This is a genomic window from Streptomyces sp. NPDC050704 (assembly GCF_040654355.1).
Classification (GTDB): Bacteria; Actinomycetota; Actinomycetes; order Streptomycetales; family Streptomycetaceae; genus Streptomyces.
In genome coordinates this window covers 60,230-76,092 of the sequence record NZ_JBFAHW010000002.1, presented here as the reverse complement: position 1 = coordinate 76,092, position 15,863 = coordinate 60,230, and the positions used below count along the sequence as shown (strand labels likewise).

Annotated in this window: 16 protein-coding genes; 10 read left to right on the top strand and 6 right to left on the bottom strand. The window is 69.9% G+C overall.

The genetic code is table 11. The features are described from left to right. Positions 1–173 precede the first annotated feature (173 nt). Together AB0I18_RS01375 and AB0I18_RS01370 are read left to right on the top strand one after the other, a co-directional pair. Positions 174–614: a transglycosylase SLT domain-containing protein gene (locus AB0I18_RS01375; RefSeq protein ID WP_363103270.1), complete on the top strand. Its 441-nt coding sequence runs from the start codon at positions 174–176 to the stop codon at positions 612–614. A 392-nt stretch (positions 615–1,006) separates the two neighbouring features. After that, positions 1,007–1,477, top strand: coding sequence for a hypothetical protein (locus tag AB0I18_RS01370; RefSeq protein ID WP_363103269.1), 471 nt, complete (start codon positions 1,007–1,009; stop codon positions 1,475–1,477). A gap of 66 nt (positions 1,478–1,543) precedes the next feature. Here the strand turns inward: AB0I18_RS01370 and AB0I18_RS01365 are convergent, their stop codons facing one another. Continuing rightward, the gene (locus AB0I18_RS01365; protein ID WP_363103268.1) at positions 1,544–3,292 is read right to left on the bottom strand and encodes a helix-turn-helix domain-containing protein; all 1,749 of its coding nucleotides are present in this window, start codon (positions 3,290–3,292) and stop codon (positions 1,544–1,546) included. A 178-nt stretch (positions 3,293–3,470) separates the two neighbouring features. On the opposite strand from AB0I18_RS01365, the gene AB0I18_RS01360 reads away from it, so the two are divergent. Further along, positions 3,471–4,433, top strand: coding sequence for a winged helix-turn-helix domain-containing protein (locus tag AB0I18_RS01360; protein WP_363103267.1), 963 nt, complete (start codon positions 3,471–3,473; stop codon positions 4,431–4,433). Positions 4,434–4,479: 46 nt separating this feature from the next. Continuing rightward, a complete protein-coding gene (locus AB0I18_RS01355; protein ID WP_363103266.1) occupies positions 4,480–4,896 on the top strand; it encodes a hypothetical protein in 417 nt (138 codons plus the stop codon). A 7-nt stretch (positions 4,897–4,903) separates the two neighbouring features. Here the strand turns inward: AB0I18_RS01355 and AB0I18_RS01350 are convergent, their stop codons facing one another. Then, positions 4,904–5,263 carry an ATP-binding protein gene (locus tag AB0I18_RS01350; protein WP_363103375.1) on the bottom strand — a complete coding sequence of 120 codons (360 nt, stop codon included), beginning with the start codon at positions 5,261–5,263 and terminating at the stop codon, positions 4,904–4,906. 153 nt (positions 5,264–5,416) lie between these two features. Here AB0I18_RS01350 and AB0I18_RS01345 point away from each other — a divergent pair, with 153 nt between their 5' ends. Both AB0I18_RS01345 and AB0I18_RS01340 read left to right on the top strand, forming a co-directional pair. Further along, positions 5,417–6,265 (top strand): helix-turn-helix transcriptional regulator, encoded by an 849-nt coding sequence (locus tag AB0I18_RS01345; RefSeq protein ID WP_363103265.1) that lies wholly within the window; start codon positions 5,417–5,419, stop codon positions 6,263–6,265. Continuing rightward, positions 6,225–6,500 carry a DUF397 domain-containing protein gene (locus AB0I18_RS01340; protein WP_363103264.1) on the top strand — a complete coding sequence of 92 codons (276 nt, stop codon included), beginning with the start codon at positions 6,225–6,227 and terminating at the stop codon, positions 6,498–6,500. The genes AB0I18_RS01345 and AB0I18_RS01340 overlap by 41 nt, the downstream gene beginning before the upstream one ends. Here AB0I18_RS01340 and AB0I18_RS01335 read toward each other — a convergent pair. After that, entirely contained in the window at positions 6,484–7,653 is a 1,170-nt protein-coding gene (locus tag AB0I18_RS01335; RefSeq protein WP_363103263.1) for a steroid 3-ketoacyl-CoA thiolase, read from the bottom strand. The two genes, AB0I18_RS01340 and AB0I18_RS01335, sit on opposite strands and share 17 nt — an antisense overlap. Before the next feature lie 287 nt (positions 7,654–7,940). On the opposite strand from AB0I18_RS01335, the gene AB0I18_RS01330 reads away from it, so the two are divergent. Both AB0I18_RS01330 and AB0I18_RS01325 read left to right on the top strand, forming a co-directional pair. Beyond that, positions 7,941–9,185 (top strand): cytochrome P450, encoded by a 1,245-nt coding sequence (locus AB0I18_RS01330; protein ID WP_363103262.1) that lies wholly within the window; start codon positions 7,941–7,943, stop codon positions 9,183–9,185. 165 nt (positions 9,186–9,350) lie between these two features. Further along, positions 9,351–11,027: a hypothetical protein gene (locus AB0I18_RS01325; protein ID WP_363103261.1), complete on the top strand. Its 1,677-nt coding sequence runs from the start codon at positions 9,351–9,353 to the stop codon at positions 11,025–11,027. Here AB0I18_RS01325 and AB0I18_RS01320 read toward each other — a convergent pair. Further along, the gene (locus tag AB0I18_RS01320; RefSeq protein WP_363103260.1) at positions 10,981–13,146 is read right to left on the bottom strand and encodes a bifunctional glycosyltransferase 87/phosphatase PAP2 family protein; all 2,166 of its coding nucleotides are present in this window, start codon (positions 13,144–13,146) and stop codon (positions 10,981–10,983) included. The two genes, AB0I18_RS01325 and AB0I18_RS01320, sit on opposite strands and share 47 nt — an antisense overlap. Positions 13,147–13,427: 281 nt before the next feature. Between AB0I18_RS01320 and AB0I18_RS01315 the strand changes: the two genes are divergently transcribed. Then, positions 13,428–14,099: an O-methyltransferase gene (locus AB0I18_RS01315; protein WP_363103259.1), complete on the top strand. Its 672-nt coding sequence runs from the start codon at positions 13,428–13,430 to the stop codon at positions 14,097–14,099. Between the two features lie 19 nt (positions 14,100–14,118). Here AB0I18_RS01315 and AB0I18_RS01310 read toward each other — a convergent pair whose 3' ends face one another. Then, positions 14,119–14,517 (bottom strand): hypothetical protein, encoded by a 399-nt coding sequence (locus AB0I18_RS01310; protein WP_363103258.1) that lies wholly within the window; start codon positions 14,515–14,517, stop codon positions 14,119–14,121. A 171-nt stretch (positions 14,518–14,688) separates the two neighbouring features. Here AB0I18_RS01310 and AB0I18_RS01305 point away from each other — a divergent pair, with 171 nt between their 5' ends. Beyond that, positions 14,689–15,093, top strand: a complete 405-nt coding sequence (locus AB0I18_RS01305; protein WP_363103257.1) for a DUF1992 domain-containing protein — start codon at positions 14,689–14,691, stop codon at positions 15,091–15,093. Between the two features lie 134 nt (positions 15,094–15,227). Here the strand turns inward: AB0I18_RS01305 and AB0I18_RS01300 are convergent, their stop codons facing one another. Then, positions 15,228–15,860: a hypothetical protein gene (locus AB0I18_RS01300; protein WP_363103256.1), complete on the bottom strand. Its 633-nt coding sequence runs from the start codon at positions 15,858–15,860 to the stop codon at positions 15,228–15,230. Positions 15,861–15,863: the final 3 nt, after the last annotated feature.

The following is a 15,863-nucleotide window of genomic DNA, read 5'->3' as shown; positions in this document are numbered from 1 at the left end:
CGACTAGCAAAAGGGGTCATTGCGGACGCCCCGCAATCCTGTTTCTCTGGAGCAGTCGCAAGGCGCCGACGAGCCCACCCGGGCCTCGGCGCCGACGTATGCCGGGGCTCGCAGCACAGGCCCGTTCCACGGCGTACGAGCGACCGCCCCATCCCCGAAGAAAAAGGTTCTCAGTGTTCGTCTCCACCCGGTCCGTCTCCGCCCTCGTCCGTCGCGTCGCCTCCCCCAAGAAGGCCCTCACCGGTGCGGCAGTGGCCGCCGCCACCGCCGGCATGGTTCTGGCGGCGGCCCCCGCCCAGGCCGCGAGCCCCACGGCGGCCTCCGACGCCTCGGCCAAGGCGATCGCGCAGAAGATGATCCCGAACGACGCGCAGTACGCCGCGTTCAGCAAGATCGTCGAGCACGAGAGCGGCTGGGACGTGGACGCGACGAACAGCTCGTCCGGTGCCTACGGCCTGGTCCAGGCGCTGCCCGCGTCGAAGATGGCCTCCGCCGGCTCCGACTGGAAGACCAGCGCCGCCACCCAGATCGAGTGGGGCCTGGACTACATGAACGACCGCTACGGCAGCCCGGTCGAGGCCTGGGCCTTCTGGCAGGCGAACGGCTGGTACTGACCCGGCCGGCCGACGCCCGCGAGGCACGGCCCGAGACACCCCCCGTACGCGAAGGCGGCGGCCCCCGATCCCCGGGCCGCCGCCTTCGCCATGCGCCCGACCGAGTCCGTACTGAACCTCGATACGGAACGTCGATACTGAACCTCAGCCGCGTACGGAGTCGAAGAACCGCACCACCTGCGGCGCCGACAGCACGAACGACGTGAAGCGGTCCGCGTCCCCGGGTCTCTGTTCCGGAGTACCGCCGCCTCCCCCGGTTTCGGGTACGCCCGAAACACCTGGTTCACCCCCGGCTGTCTCAGCAACCTTGGATGAGTCAGTAGGGGGTGCACCGGCCCCGACCAGCTCGGTGCAGAACGGGGAGAAACATGTTGGTGGCCAAGAAAGCTCTCGTGGGATTCGGCACTGCCGTGCTGCTCACGACCGGCGGCATGGCGACGGCGGTCGCCCAGGACGGCTCCTCCTCCCAGGGCGGCAACTCCGTCCAGGAGGACCGCGCCAAGAGGGCACACTCCAAGGCCAACGCCAAGTTCGGCTACGCACACGCCTCTTGGAAGTGGGCGGGCCCGGGCTCGACCGGCAAGGTCAAGGTGTATGTCAACGACCAGCGGTGCCGCGACGACTACGACACCTTCGCTTTCATGCAGTTCAAGAACGCGTGGGGCGGGGTCGTCGACGGCGATGCTCGTGTCTGGAACTACAACGATGACTGCAAGGGCAAGGGCATCACGAAGAAGATCGCTGGGTACAGCGGCAACTTCAACATCACCAAGGGCCGCGTCGTGGTGTGCAAGAACGACGCATGGTGGTGGGACGATGACACTTGCAAGAAGGGCAAGTGGACCAAGAACCCCAAGGGCTGACGAAGAACAGCAGCTCTGCTGATCCGGATGCCCGGCTCCTTCAACGGGGGCCGGGCACCCGGCCGTTCACCCCCCGTATTCCACGAGCACCGGGGTTTCCCCGTACTCCACCCGCTCCCCCGCCCGCACCCGCTCGCTGCTGCCGTCCATCCGGCGCAGCAGATGGGCGCCCTCGCCCAACCGGCCGCTTGCCCGGCCACGTTGGGTCCACCGGACCGCCATCCACGGGCCCGCCTCATCGGGATCACGGCTCTGGCCGCCCCGGAAGACGCACTCGAAGACGCCGTCCGGCAGGCCCACGCCCTTGCCCTTCCCGCAGGAGGTGATCCGCCTGTCCGCAAGCCAGCCGTACAACCGCCCGATGCGGCGGCCTGCCTCCGTGGGCCGGCCGCCCACGGGCTGGACGACCAGCGGAACACCCCGGCTGCCCCAGGAGTAGAAATACATCCGGTCGACCCTCGACAGACGGATGTAGAGGCCGACCAGATAGAAGCGCACGGCATAGTCGTTGGCGCGCCGGACGGACAGCCGGGCCCCGTCGTCGATCTCCGCACCCGGGCCGGTGTTCCACACACGCTGGCCCACGTCGTTCTCGCGGAAGATGTCGTCGGCCTTTGCCGCGACCTCGATCATCTCTTCGGGTGGGCCGTCGGCCCGGCGCGGGTGCAGTTTGAGCGCTGCGGCATCGCAGAACTTGTACGCGCCGGTACGTACGAACTTCTCGAGCAGCGCCCTGCCTTCGGGCTCCCACAGCTTGCCGAAGGAAGGGCATACCACCTTCGCGTCAGGGTCGGCACGCCTGATGATGCGCGCGGCCCTGCGCACCATCTCGGCCAGGGTGGACATGCTCCCGTCGTAATGAGTGGTGGCGCCGACGCTGTCCCAGAGTTCGTACGCCCCGATCCGGGAGCGGTAGCGGGTGGCGACTGCCTCGACGAAGCGGTCCCAGTCGGCCAGGTCGTCGGGTGGTCCGGCGCGCGAGTCTTCCGGGTACGCCGTCTTCGAGCCGCCGGGAGCCGCCCAGCCGGGAGTGATACCGAAGACGAACAGGACGGGCAGGTGCCTGCGTTCGGCGCCCTTCACCGAACGCTCAAGGATCTCCCAGTCGAACTTGCCCTGCTCCGGCTCGATTTGGGACCAGCGGGTCTCGCTCTCCCAGAGACGGACACCGCCGACGCCGAAACCTGGCATGAGACCGGTGTTGGTGTTCATCGTGACACCGAAGAACTCGCGGTCGAGCGGCTTGGGCGCCAGGGCCCAGTACGGGCCGTCGATCCGCTGGCCGGACGCCCCGTCCGCTGTGCCGCCGCTCGCAGTACCGGCGCTCCCAGTACCGCCACCGCCCGTGCCGCCCGGGTCCGACCGCCGGTCGAAGGTCACAGTGCTCACGACGGAAGCGGCGACGATGACTGCGATCAGGAGCGTACGCAAGCGCTGCCGGGGACTTGACCTGGCGAACAGGGTTGTCCTGGTGGTGTCTTGAGTTCTGTCTTGAGTTCTGTCTTGAGCGGCGGGCGGTCTGGTGGCCGGTTCCGCGGCTTCCGGGTCCGCCGCCGCCTCGCTCTCGGCCTCCCGCGCCTGCGCTTCCGCCCGTGTCCACGCCGCGTACAGCCGGTCCAGCTCTTCCTGCCCCGCCCCGCACACCCGCGCGATCCGCTCGACCGTGCCGAAGCTGGCAGGCACGGTCAGGCCCTGGCAGTAACGGTGTACCGAAGAGCGGCTCAGGCCCGTGCGGCTCGCGAGGGCGGTGTAACTGCGACCGCTTCGCTCCTTCAACGCCTGTAGAAGATCAGCCAGTTGGTGACTCTCGCTCATTGGCTTGCTCCCGTATCCGTCCCACAGCGGCAGAAGATAGCAGGCAGGGCGGTTTTGGGCGTCCCGCCGTCCCAGCGGGACGCATTCGGCTTGCCAGGGACACGCCCAACCGAGACCGTCGTCCATGTCGCCGTTCGGGGGATCGGTGACTGCTCAAGACCATCGGGGGAATCACAACGTGCTGCGTGTCCATTTCACCGCCGCGGACCTCGTCCGAACCCGAGTCTCGGACGGAGCCGACCCACTCTGGGAGACCGTCCTGAGTCTGCACCGCCTGCGGGACAGGAGCCCCGATCCGGCCCTGGCCGCCTGCCGCCGTACAAGGCACGGCGCCAGGCAGGGGCCGCTCGGGATGCTCCTTCCGCTCGTACCGCCGCGCGGGTACTTCCCGGACTTCCTCACGCCGTCGGCCGGAGCGGCGGGAGTGGAGCACGGCCTGGAGGCGCTGATGTCCACGCCGCGCGCCCGGCTGCGCTCCGAGCTCACCGTCCTGGGCGGCCGCAACCCGCTGCCGTCCTGGACCCGGTCCCTGGCGGACGGCGAACCCGCGACGCTACGCCGGCTCGCCCGCTCCGTGCGGATGTACCACCACGGGACGCTCGGCCCCAACTGGCCCCGCATCAGCCGCCGCGCGAACACCGACCGCGCCCTGCGCCTCCAGGCGCTGTGGCGCGGCGGTGCGGAGGCGATGCTGCGGACGTACGACCCGTCGATGCGATGGCGGTCGCCGGTGCTCGAAGTCGCGTACCCGGTCGACCGCGACCTGCACCTGGACGGGCGCGGGCTGCTCCTGGTGCCGTCCTACTTCGCCCGCAGCCCGGTCGCCCTCGCGGACACCGAACTGCCGCCGACACTCGTCTATCCGGCCCGGCCACGGACCGACGATGGCGCCCCGCGCTCCGCCGAGTGCCTGGCTCCGCTGCTCGGCCACACCCGCACCGCGGTGCTCCAGGCGCTCGGGGACGACCTCACCACCACCGAACTGGCGCACCGGGCCGGGGTCTCACTCTCCTCGGCGAGCGAGCACGCCGCCATCCTGCGCGGCGCGGGCCTGGTCTCCAGCGTCCGACAGAGCAACGCCGTGCGGCATGCGCTGACGCCGCTCGGTTCGGCACTGCTGAGCGCAGACCGGCCTGACTAGTGCCGCATCAGGCAACGTTCGCCCTGCCGATGGCTACTCTGACGACGTGGCCGATGAAGAGGACAGTGGGAGCGGCTCGATCCGACGCCCCTCGTGGGACCACCCGGTGGTGGCCACCGTCGCGCTGGAACTGGTCGGCCTCGCTGTCTCCGGGTTGGTCGCTCTGGTGGGGTGGCCGTTCGGGTGGCTGCCCGACACCGGTCTCGTCATCCTCGTGACGGGCCTGATCGCGATCGGGCCTGCGGCTGAGTTGTATCGCAGGGCGGGCCCGCCGCGTCGGCTTGCTGTTGTCGCCGCTCTCCTTGCGCTGGCAACGGTGAGACTGCTCGTGGCTGCAGCAGTGAACTGGGCCTTTCCTGCGCTGGCTGATCCGGGCGTCGGTAGCCTCGTCGGCTACCTTGTTGCGTTGCCCATCGGCGTGGCTGTGTTGGCTTGGTTCCTCACCAGGGCGAACGTTGCCTGATGCGGCACTAGAGGCACTCGAACCACACGCACTTCCCGCCGCCGGACACCGGATCGACACCCCACTTGTCAGCCACCGCGTCGAGCAGCACGAGCCCGCGGCCCCCCTCCGCCTCCGGCGGCAACTCGGCCGGAATGGACGGAAGGCGGGGGCACCCGTCCGTCACCTCCACCCGAACCCCCGCCACCTGCCTCAGCAGCAGGAACACACAGCGCCGGTCCGGGACATGACGTACGACGTTCGCGAGCAGCTCGGTCACACCCAGTTCCACGGCGTCGGTCAACTCGGCCATCTCCCACTCGCGCAGGTACGACCGGACGATGCGGCGGACGTACTGCGGCGAGTGGTCGCCGACGGTGAGGCGCATGCGGTACTGGGTGGTGCGGGGGCCCGCGAGGGTGGGGGGAATGTTGTAGTTCACACCACAAGGCTGACCTCGCATGACTACCCTCGGCTACAGAACGGATACAACTGGTCCCGCAGTGGGCCGAGTTGCACATCGTGCGAGAGAGGTCCGTACGTGACCCACATCAACGTCCTCGACCCGGGCGCATCGCCGCTCGACTACTACGGGTTCGAGCTGCGCCGCCACCGGGAAGCCGCCGGTCTTACGCAGAAACAGCTCGGCGACATCGTCAACTACACCGGCTCCCTGGTCGGCCAGATCGAGACCGCCAGGAAGCTGCCGACACCGGAGTTCAGCGAGCGGGCCGACGCGGCGCTGGGGACTGAAGGGCTGCTGTCCCGGCTCGTCACACTGGTGATGCGCAGTCAACTCCCGGCCTGGTTCCAACAGGTGGCGGAGTTGGAGGCACGGGCGGTCGAGATCTGCACCTTCCACACCCACTTGGTGCATGGCCTACTCCAGACCCGCGCGTACGTGCGTGCCGTGCTCGGCTCGCTGAACCAGACCGATCTCGACGACCGCACCGCCGTACGCCTGGCCCGCCAGCGCATCTTCGAGAAGAACGAGCCGCCGATCTTGTGGGCAGTCATCAGTGAGGCCGCGCTGTATCAGGAGATCGGCGGCCCGGAGACCATGCGCGGGCAACTGGCCCACCTGTTGTCGTTCGACGGCAACCCCCGGATCAATGTCCAAGTGCTGCCGTTCTCGGCCGGAGCCCACGCGGGACTGACGGGCTCATTCACACTCTTCCGCTTCGCGAGCGATCCGGACATCGTCTACACCGAGGGCTACGGCAGTGGGCATCCGACCGCCAATCCGGACACCGTCAAGGACTGTTCGCTCCGTTACGATCATCTTCAGGCCGCCGCCCTCTCCCTCAGGGACTCGGCGGCGCTGATCCGACGCGCGATGGAGGAACGCTATGGAGAGCAACGCGATCCTGACCGGGGCCCGGTGGCGTAAGTCCAGCTACAGCGGCGATCAGGGCGGCGAGTGCATCGAGTGCGCGCCGCTCGGCCCGCTGGCCTGGCGCAAGTCGACGTACAGCAGCGACCAGGGCGGCGAGTGCCTGGAGGTCGCCGAAACCCCCAGCGCCACCATCGCCGTACGCGACTCCAAAGAACCGGCGGGGCCAATCCTCACCTTCGACCCCGCCGCATTCACCACCTTCGTCGGCTGGACTACAGCCGCTGAATGATCGTGCCGGTGGCCAGCCCACCACCGGCGCACATCGTCACCAGCGCGAACTCCTTGTCCCGGCGCTCCAGTTCGTGCAGCGCGGTCGTGATCAGCCGAGCCCCCGTCGCCCCCACCGGGTGCCCGAGCGCGATCCCGCCCCCGTTGACGTTCACCTTCTCCAGGTCCTGCTCGAAGACCTGCGCCCAGCTCAACACCACTGACGCGAACGCCTCGTTGATCTCGACGAGGTCGATGTCCTTCAGGGACATGCCGGCCTTGCCCAGCACGGCCTTCGTCGCGTCGATCGGCCCGTCCAGGTGGAAGTGGGGGTCCGAGCCGACCAGCGCCTGGGCGACGATCCGGGCTCGGGGGCGGAGCTTCAGCGCCCGGGCCATCCGTTTCGACGCCCACATGATGGCCGACGCCCCGTCGGAGATCTGCGACGAGTTGCCCGCCGTATGCACCGCCGTCGGCATCACCGGCTTCAGCCGGGCCAGCGCCTCCATCGACGTGTCGCGCAACCCCTCGTCCCGGTCCACGAGCCGCCACATGCCCTGCCCGGCGCGCTGCTCGTCCTCCGTGGTCGGCACCTGCACGGCGAACGTCTCACGCTTGAAGCGCTCCTCGGACCAGGCGACGGCCGCCCGTTCCTGGGAGATGAGGCCGAGCGAGTCGACGTTCTCGCGCGTCAGACCCCGGTGCCGGGCGATCCGCTCCGCCGCCTCGAACTGGTTGGGAAGGTCCACGTTCCACTCGTCGGGGAACGGCTTCCCGGGCCCGTGCTTGGACCCGGAGCCCAGCGGCACGCGTGACATCGCCTCGATGCCGCAGCTGATCCCGACATCGATCACTCCCGCCGCGACCATGTTGGCGACCATGTGCGAGGCCTGCTGCGAGGAACCGCACTGGCAGTCCACGGTCGTCGCGGCCGTCTCGTACGGCAGGCCCATGGTGAGCCAGGCCGTGCGCGCGGGGTTCATGGACTGCTCGCCGGCGTGGGTCACCGTGCCGCCGACGATCTGCTCGACGCAGTCGGCGTGGATACCGGTGCGGCCCAGGAGTTCTCGGTAGGTCTCGCCCAGCAGGTAGGCGGGGTGCAGGTTGGCGAGCGCGCCGCCGCGCTTGCCGATGGGGGTGCGTACGGCTTCGACGATCACGGGTTCCGCGGCCATGGGAGTTCCTCTTCTCGGGTCACCCGCGCGGCGCGGGCGTCCCGGCCCACCCGCCACGCAGAACTAGTACGCGTTCTAGTTCTCCCAGCAGTCTGCTGACGTGCCCTCCATCACCGCAAGGGTCTTGCAGCGCCCGAAGTCGCGATCTGCACGAATCCCGCACGCAATTCGACCTGCCGCACCCCTTGCTAGTTCTAGAACCCGTTACTACCTTCACGGCAATTCCCGGTTCTGATGGACCGTCAGAAAACAGGTGCGAGACCTGGCTGCGAGACCTGGAGTTGCCGATGCCCTGTCCAGCGCTGCCCGACGGGTTCGATTTCACCGACCCCGATCTGCTGCACCACCGCGTACCTCTCCCGGAGTTCGCCGAGCTGCGCCAGGCCGAACCGGTCCGCTGGATCCCCCAGCCGCCCAATCTCGCCGGCTTCGAGGACGAGGGCTACTGGGCCGTCACGCGGCACGCCGACGTCAAGTACGTGTCCACGCACCCCGAGTTGTACTCCTCCACCCTCAACACCGCGATCATCCGCTTCAACGAGCACATCGAGCGCGACTCGATCGACGCCCAGCGGCTGATCCTGCTCAACATGGACCCGCCCGAGCACACCCGGGTCCGCCAGATCGTCCAGCGCGGCTTCACCCCGCGCGCCATCCGCGCCCTGGAGGAGAACCTGCGCGGCCGCGCGGGCCGGATCGTCGAGACCGCCCTCGCCGACGCGGGCCCCGGCGGTTCCTTCGACTTCGTCACGCAGGTCGCCTGCGAACTGCCCCTCCAGGCGATAGCCGAGCTGATCGGCATCCCGCAGGACGACCGGGCCAAGATCTTCGACTGGTCCAACAAGATGATCGCGTACGACGACCCGGAGTACGCGATCACCGAGGAGGTCGGCCAGGAGGCGGCCACCGAGATCCTCGCCTACGCGATGAACATGTCCGCCGACCGCAAGCAGTGCCCGGCGAAGGACATCGCCAGCACCCTGGTGGCCGCCGAGAACGAGGGCAACCTCGCCTCCGACGAGTTCGGCTTCTTCGTACTGATGCTGGCCGTCGCCGGCAACGAGACGACCCGCAACGCCATCACGCACGGCATGCACGCCTTCCTCACCCACCCCGACCAGTGGGACCTCTACAAGCGGGAGCGCCCGGCGACCGCCGCCGAGGAGATCGTCCGCTGGGCGACACCCGTCGTCTCCTTCCAGCGCACGGCGACCCAGGACACCGAACTGGGCGACAAGCTGATCAAGAAGGGCGACCGCGTCGGCATCTTCTACTCCTCCGCCAACAACGACCCGGCGGTCTTCGACACCCCGGAGGTCTTCGACATCACCCGCGACCCCAACCCGCACCTCGGCTTCGGGGGCGGCGGCCCGCACTTCTGCCTCGGCAAGTCCCTGGCCACCCTGGAGATCGACCTCATCTTCAACGCGGTCGCCGACGCGATGCCCGGCCTCCGGCTGACCGGCGCCCCGCGCCGGCTGCGCTCGGCCTGGATCAACGGCGTGAAGGAACTCCAGGTCAGCGCCGGTTGACCCGGTGCGCGGGAGGCAGGGGCATCCCGCCTACGCCCGCCCCTGCCTCCCCCTGGGACCTCCCCCCGGGCCGGCGACATCCGAGGAACCCGAAGGCCTGAAACTCCGAGGTCCCGAAGTCTCGATGTCCGGTGAACGTTTCCGACCCGTTTCGCGTCTTCACAGGTGGCACAGTCCACCCACATCCTCGAAGACTTCGAACGGAAACGCCGAGCCGTGGTATCCGCCGAACTGTCCCTCACCCGTCGGGAGGACGCGGCCACACCCCGGAAGCGGAGCCTCCGCCCGGTTTGGGAGCGTCACCGCGTTCCCCTCCTCGCCACCCTCCCGACGGCTCCGCTGTACGTGGTGTGGTGGCTGTTCCTCGCCACCGGCGGCGGGGACCTCGCGGCCCAGGAGGCGTGGGCCGACTTCGCGTCCCGGCACGGCGGTTCGGCGTACAGCCTCTTCTGGTACGGCGGAATGCACACCGCCAACTACAGCCTGATCTCGCCCTACCTGATGGCCGCCTTCGGCGTGCGCACGGTCACGGTCGCCGCCGGGCTGCTCGCCGCCTGGCTGGCCTCGGTCCTCATCGTCCGCACCGGGATCCGCCGCCCGCTGGGCCCGGCGCTGCTCGCCTCGCTCGCGCTGTGGTGCAACGTCGCGTCGGGGCGTACCACCTTCGCGCTCGGCGTCGCCCTCGGGCTCGCGGCCTGCGTACTGCTGACGCGGGAGAGGCGCCTGCCGCTGGCGGTGGCGTACGCGGCGCTCGCGGCCATGGCGAGCCCGGTGGCAGGGCTGTTCCTGGTCGTCGCGGGCGCGGGTTACGCCCTCGTACGGGACCGGGCGCGGGCGGCCACGCTCATCGTGCCGCCGTTCGTGGTGGTGGGGGTGACGACACTGCTGTTCCCGTTCACCGGCGAGCAGCTGATGCCCGCGGCCCGGATCTGGCCGCCGGTCCTGATCGGTGTCGTCGTGCTGACCCTCGCGCCGCGCGGCTGGCGGGTGCTGCGGTGGGGCGCCGTCGTGTACGCGGCCGGCACGGTCCTCACGTATCTGATCCCGTCACCGGTGGGCACGAACGTCGAACGGCTCGCGGAGCTCTTCGCACCCGCCGCGCTGCTGGCGGCGCTGCTCGCGGTGCCGGGCCGCTCGCGGCACAGACGGGTGGCTCTGACCATGGCGTTGGTCTTCTCGGTGGGGTGGGTGGGCAAGAAGACGATCGACGACCTGGAGGTGTCGACGGCGGTACCGGCCTGGGCCGCCGACACGGCCAGTGTCGTACGCGCGCTGGACCGGCTCGACGCCGACCGCGCCCGGGTCGAGGTGGTGCCGGCCCGCAACCACCGCGAGGCCACCGCGCTGGCCCCGCACGTGAACCTGGCCCGCGGCTGGAACCGGCAGCTGGACATGGAGCGGGGCCGGCTCTTCTACGACGGGACGTTCTCGGAGACGACCTACCGGGCCTGGCTCGACCGGTGGGCGGTCGGCTTCGTCGTACTGCCCTCGGGGAAGCCGGACGGGTTCGCGGAAGACGAGGCACGCCTGGTCAGGAGCGCGCCCGCGTGGCTGGAGCCGGTGTGGCGGGACGCGAACTGGCGGGTGTACCGGGTGCGCGACGCGGTGCCGCTGGTGTCGCCGCCCGCCGCCGTCACCCATGCCGACAGCGCCGAGGTGATCGTCCGGGTCCCGCGGGCCGGCTCGGTGACCGTGCGCGTCGCCTTCTCGCCCTGGCTGTACGCCGAGGGCGGCTGCCTGGAGAAGCAGGGCGAGTTCACGCGGCTGACGGTGACCGAGCCGGGCGAGTACCGGATCAGCTCGGGGTACGGTCCTTCGCCTGGGCCGTCTCCGCGCTGCTGACCTTGGCTTCGGGATCGGAATCGGAATCGAGATCGGTCTCGGGATCGGTCCCGGTTGCGGCTTGGGCTACGGCTTCTGCTTCGACTTCTGCTTCTGCTTCTGCTTCTGCTTCAGCTTCGGCCGGTTTCGCGAGTGGCCTGGGTCGCGGTCCCTGCAACAGGTAGGTCAGCGCGAAACCCGCGCCGACGACGGCCGCGCCGCCCGCCGCGTCCAGCACCCAGTGGTTGGCGGTCGCGACGATCGCCGAGACCGTGAACAGCGGGTGCAGCAGCCCCAGGACCTTCATCCACCACTTCGGGGCGAGGATCGCGATGACGAGCCCGCACCACAGGGACCAGCCGAAGTGCAGCGACGGCATCGCCGCGTACTGGTTCGTCAGCGCGGTCAGCGTTCCGTAGTCCGGCTTGGAGAAGTCCTGAACGCCGTGCACGGTGTCGATGAAGCCGAGGCCCGGCATCAGGCGCGGCGGAGCCAGCGGGTAGAGCCAGAAGCCGACCAGCGCGAGCAGCGTGGCGAAGCCGAGCGCCGCACGGGCCCAGCGGTAGTCGGCGGGGCGGCGGGCGTAGAGCACGCCGAGGACGGTCAGCGGGACGACGAAGTGGAACGACGTGTAGTAGAAGTCGAAGAAGTCCTGCAGCCAGCCGGCCTTCACCACCGCGTGGTTGGCCCAGCGCTCGATGTCGATGTGGAAGAACTGCTCGATCGAGTAGATCTGGTCGCCGTGCTTCTCGGCGGTGGCCCGGCCCTCGGTGTTGCTGCCGCCGGTCGCGGCGAGCCTGACCTGCTGGTACGCGGAGTAGCCGACCCGGATCAGCAGCAGTTCGAGCAGCAGGTTCGGGCGGGTGAGGACCCGGCGCAGGAACGGGAGCAGCGGGACGTGCTTCCAGCGGGTGGGCACCGGCTCGGCGTACCGCGTCGGGATGGGCGACCGGTAGTACTCCGACGTACGGGACAGGAACGGGACGGCGGTCGCGGCGGCGAGGGCGGCGAGCAGGACGACGTTGTCGCGCAGCGGGTAGAGCGCCGCCATGTTCGGCAGCATCATCTTCGCCGGCAGGGTCATCACCAGGATGACGGCGACGGGCCATACGTACCGGTCGCCGGCCTTCTTGCCGACCCGGCCGACCAGCGCGAGCAGCACCCACAGCAGCTGGTGCTGCCAGGTGGTGGGCGAGACGGCGACCGCGACGCAGCCGGTGATCGCGACGGCGAGCAGCAGCTGTCCGTCGCGGGCGTAGCGCACGGCGCGGCGCAGGCCGAGGACGGCGACGGCCGCGCCCAGCGCCAGGAAGAGCGCGATCTCCAGCGGTCCTTCGAGGCCGAGCCGCAGCAGCGCGCCGTGCAGGGACTGGTTGGTGAGGTCGTCGGCGGGTCTGCCGAGCCCGACGCCGGCCAGGTGGTGCACCCAGTACGTGTACGAGTCGTCCGCCATCGCCGCCCACGCGAGCGCGGTGCAGGCGGCGAAGGTGATCCCGGTGGAGACGGCGGCCCGGCGCCGGCCGGTGAACCACAGGAGCGGCGCGAAGAGGAGCACGGTGGGCTGCAGGGCCGCCGCGAGCCCGATCAGTACGCCGCTCGCCCGCTCCCCGCGCACGGCGAAGCAGCCGAGGAGCACCAGCAGCACGGGGATGATGCTGGTCTGGCCGAGGTACAGCGTGTTGCGCACGGGCAGCGACAGCATCAGCAGGCTGATCGCGACGGGGGCCGCGAGTAGGGCCGTACGGCGGCTCACGGGCTGCGGCAGGGCGCGTGCGGCGACCAGGCCGAGGGCGACCACCAGCAGCAGCGTGCCGAAGGTCCAGCCCCAGCCGAGGGCCTGTTCGGCCGCCCGGGTGAGGGGTTTGAGGACGAGTCCGCCGAACGGGGTGCCCGTGAAGCGCGTCGAGTCGTACAGCGACCCGTTCACATGCAGCACGCCGTTCGGGCCGACCCAGGTCTCCAGGTCCGTCAGCCGCTCCCCCTTGGGGGTACTCAGAACGACGGCGACCTGCCGTACCGCCAGGACGGCGGCGACCAGCCAGAGGCCCGCGCGGACCACTCCCAGCCGTGCCTTCGCCGTCCCGGGCGCCGCCGCCCCGAAGGCATCCCCTGGTCGTCCACCGTGCTCCACATTCGCCACGCGCCGTCGGCCCTCCCGCCCCGTTCGCCCCCTGTGTCCCAGTGGGTCTCGTGCGTCTGTTTCCTGTTTGAACCCTAAGAGGCTCGCACTACCCCCGACGTGAGACGCAGGCAACCCCCTCTTCACCTGACGTCCTTCAGCCTTTTGTCCGGATGGAGGTGTTGTCAGGCCGATGTGGTTCCACTGTGGGCCGGATACACCCACCCAACCACCTGTAACCGGCTATATTCGACAACGGAACTAGTTAGCGCATCTAACTAGCCAGGCGAAAGGTATACCGCATGACCGAGCCGCAGCTCTGGCACGACGTGGACGACTATTTCACCGACCTCCTCGCCCCGCCGGACGCCGCACTGACCGAGGCGTTGCGCGACAGCGACGCCGCCGGGCTGCCGCACATCAACGTCGCCCCGAACCAGGGCAAGCTGCTCCACCTGCTCGCCGTGATCCAGGGCGCGACCCGCATCCTGGAGATCGGCACCCTCGGCGGTTACAGCACCATCTGGCTGGCCCGCGCCCTGCCGCAGGACGGCCGGCTGATCACCCTGGAGTACAGCGAACGGCACGCCGAGGTGGCCCGCCGCAACCTCGCCCGCGCCGGCCTGGACAAGATCACCGAGGTCCGGGTGGGCCCGGCCCTGGAGTCCCTGCCGAAGCTGGCCGACGAGCAGCCCGCTCCGTTCGACCTGGTCTTCATCGACGCGGACAAGGTGAACAACCCGCACTACGTGGAATGGGCCCTCAAACTCACCCGCCCCGGCAGCCTGATCATCCTCGACAACGTCGTCCGCGGTGGCGGCGTCACCGACGCCACCACCGACGACCCGAGCATCCGAGGCACGCGCGCGGCCCTCGAACTCTTCGCCGCGCACCCCAAGGTGACCGCCACGGCGATCCAGACGGTGGGCGTGAAGGGCTACGACGGGTTCGCACTGGCCCGCGTACTTCCGTGAGCCCTCGGACCCGTACGGCTCACACCTCGTGGTAGAACCCCACGTTCACGCTCCGCGGCCCCGTGCGGTCCTGGATGATCAGTTCACCGGAACCGCCCAGGGGCAGCTTCGCCGTCCCCCCGTACGGCAGGGTCTGCGGGGCCGCCGCGCCGACCAGCGTGAACCGCACCTCGGACGAAGGGTCGTCGTGCGAGCCGCGCAGCCAGGTCACCTGCCAGGCCCCTTCGGGCCCGCACAGGAACTCCAGGTGCACCCGTGAGACGAACAGCCAGTCGTCGGGCGTCGCGAGACGGCACACATTCCGGTCCCGCCCCACTCGCAGCATGGCGCCCGGCTCGCTCGGCGCGTCGGCCATCTGCATTCCGGCCGTCGCGCCGGCGTCCGTCCCGGACACCGAGGCCATGGTGAGTTCGAGCACGTGCGCTCCTTCGTTCCCGCGCGTTCCCGCGTTTCCAATTGTCCCGCGTCGGAGCGCTGTTGAGGCCCCGACCAGGTATCGCCGCCGAATGATAAGTCGCCAGGCCGCACACCGTCCCGCGCTGTCGCATACCGCCCGGCAGTGTCACGTACCGTCCGGCACAATGGACACATGACCGAGCGCAAACCTCCCGGTGTCAGCTTCGAGTCCTGGATAGACAAACAGATCCGCGAGGCGGAAGCCCGTGGGGAGTTCGCCGAACTCCCGGGCGCGGGCAAGCCGTTGCCGAGCCTTTCCGACACGTCGTACGACGAACTGTGGTGGATCAAGCAGAAGATGGCCCGTGAGGGCATGTCCGTGCTGCCGCCCACCCTCGCCCTGCGCAAGGAGGCCGAGGACGCGCTGGCGCGAGCCGCCGAGGCGCCCTCGGAGCGCGTGGTGCGGCAGATCGTCACGGAGATCAACGCGAAGATCCGCGAGATGATGTTCAAGCCGCCGCCCGGCCCGCCGCTCGGTCTCAAGCCGTACGACGTGGAGGACATCGTCCGCGAGTGGCACGAGCGCCGCGCCCACTGACGATGTCCACTGACGACGCCCGCCGACGAAACGGGTGAGGCCCTGTCCCGGCACATGGCCCGGGACAGGGCCTCACTGCACAGCCTCACCGCACAAACCGCCTACGGGCCGAGCGAGTTCACAGCCGAGCGAGTTCACAGCCGCAGCAGTCGCTCCGCCAGTTCCCGGTAGTCCCGCAGGACCAGCCGGAGCTGCTCGGTGTCGTTCTTGTCCTCGCCTGCGGTCTGCCAGGACGTCCGCAGGGTGCGGCGCCGCTCGGTGACGGCGTCGGTGAACCGCGACGTGACCTCCTGGAGCACCTTGTCGGCCTCCTCCACCGAGTCCCGCGGCGCGTCGACGAAGCCGGCGACCGCGTGCTGCAGTTGGAGGGTCCACTTGTCTCCGTCGTTGTGCGACAGCAGCCGCCCGCCGGAGCCGGCGCCGCCCGCCCGGTCCGCCGCGTCCCGGCCACCCGTACCGGCCCGGGCCGCGACACCTTCGGGAGCCTGTGTCCCCTCGCGTCCCGCCGGTCCCGTGTCACCGGCCATGCCTGCCATGCCTTCGCGCCCGGCCGCTCCACCGGTGGCCGGACCGCCGGTGGCCGGACCGCCGGTGGTGGGGCCGCCGGTGGTGGGGCCGCCGCCTTCACGGGACCGCGTGCCCTCCTGCAGACCCGCGCCCCCGCGAGCCGTGCCGCCCTCGGCGCCCGTCGTCATGCCCGTCGCCGCTTCGCGTTCACGTTCGCGTGCGCGCCGCTCCGGCGGCAGCCCGGCCGTGTTGTCCGGCATCTG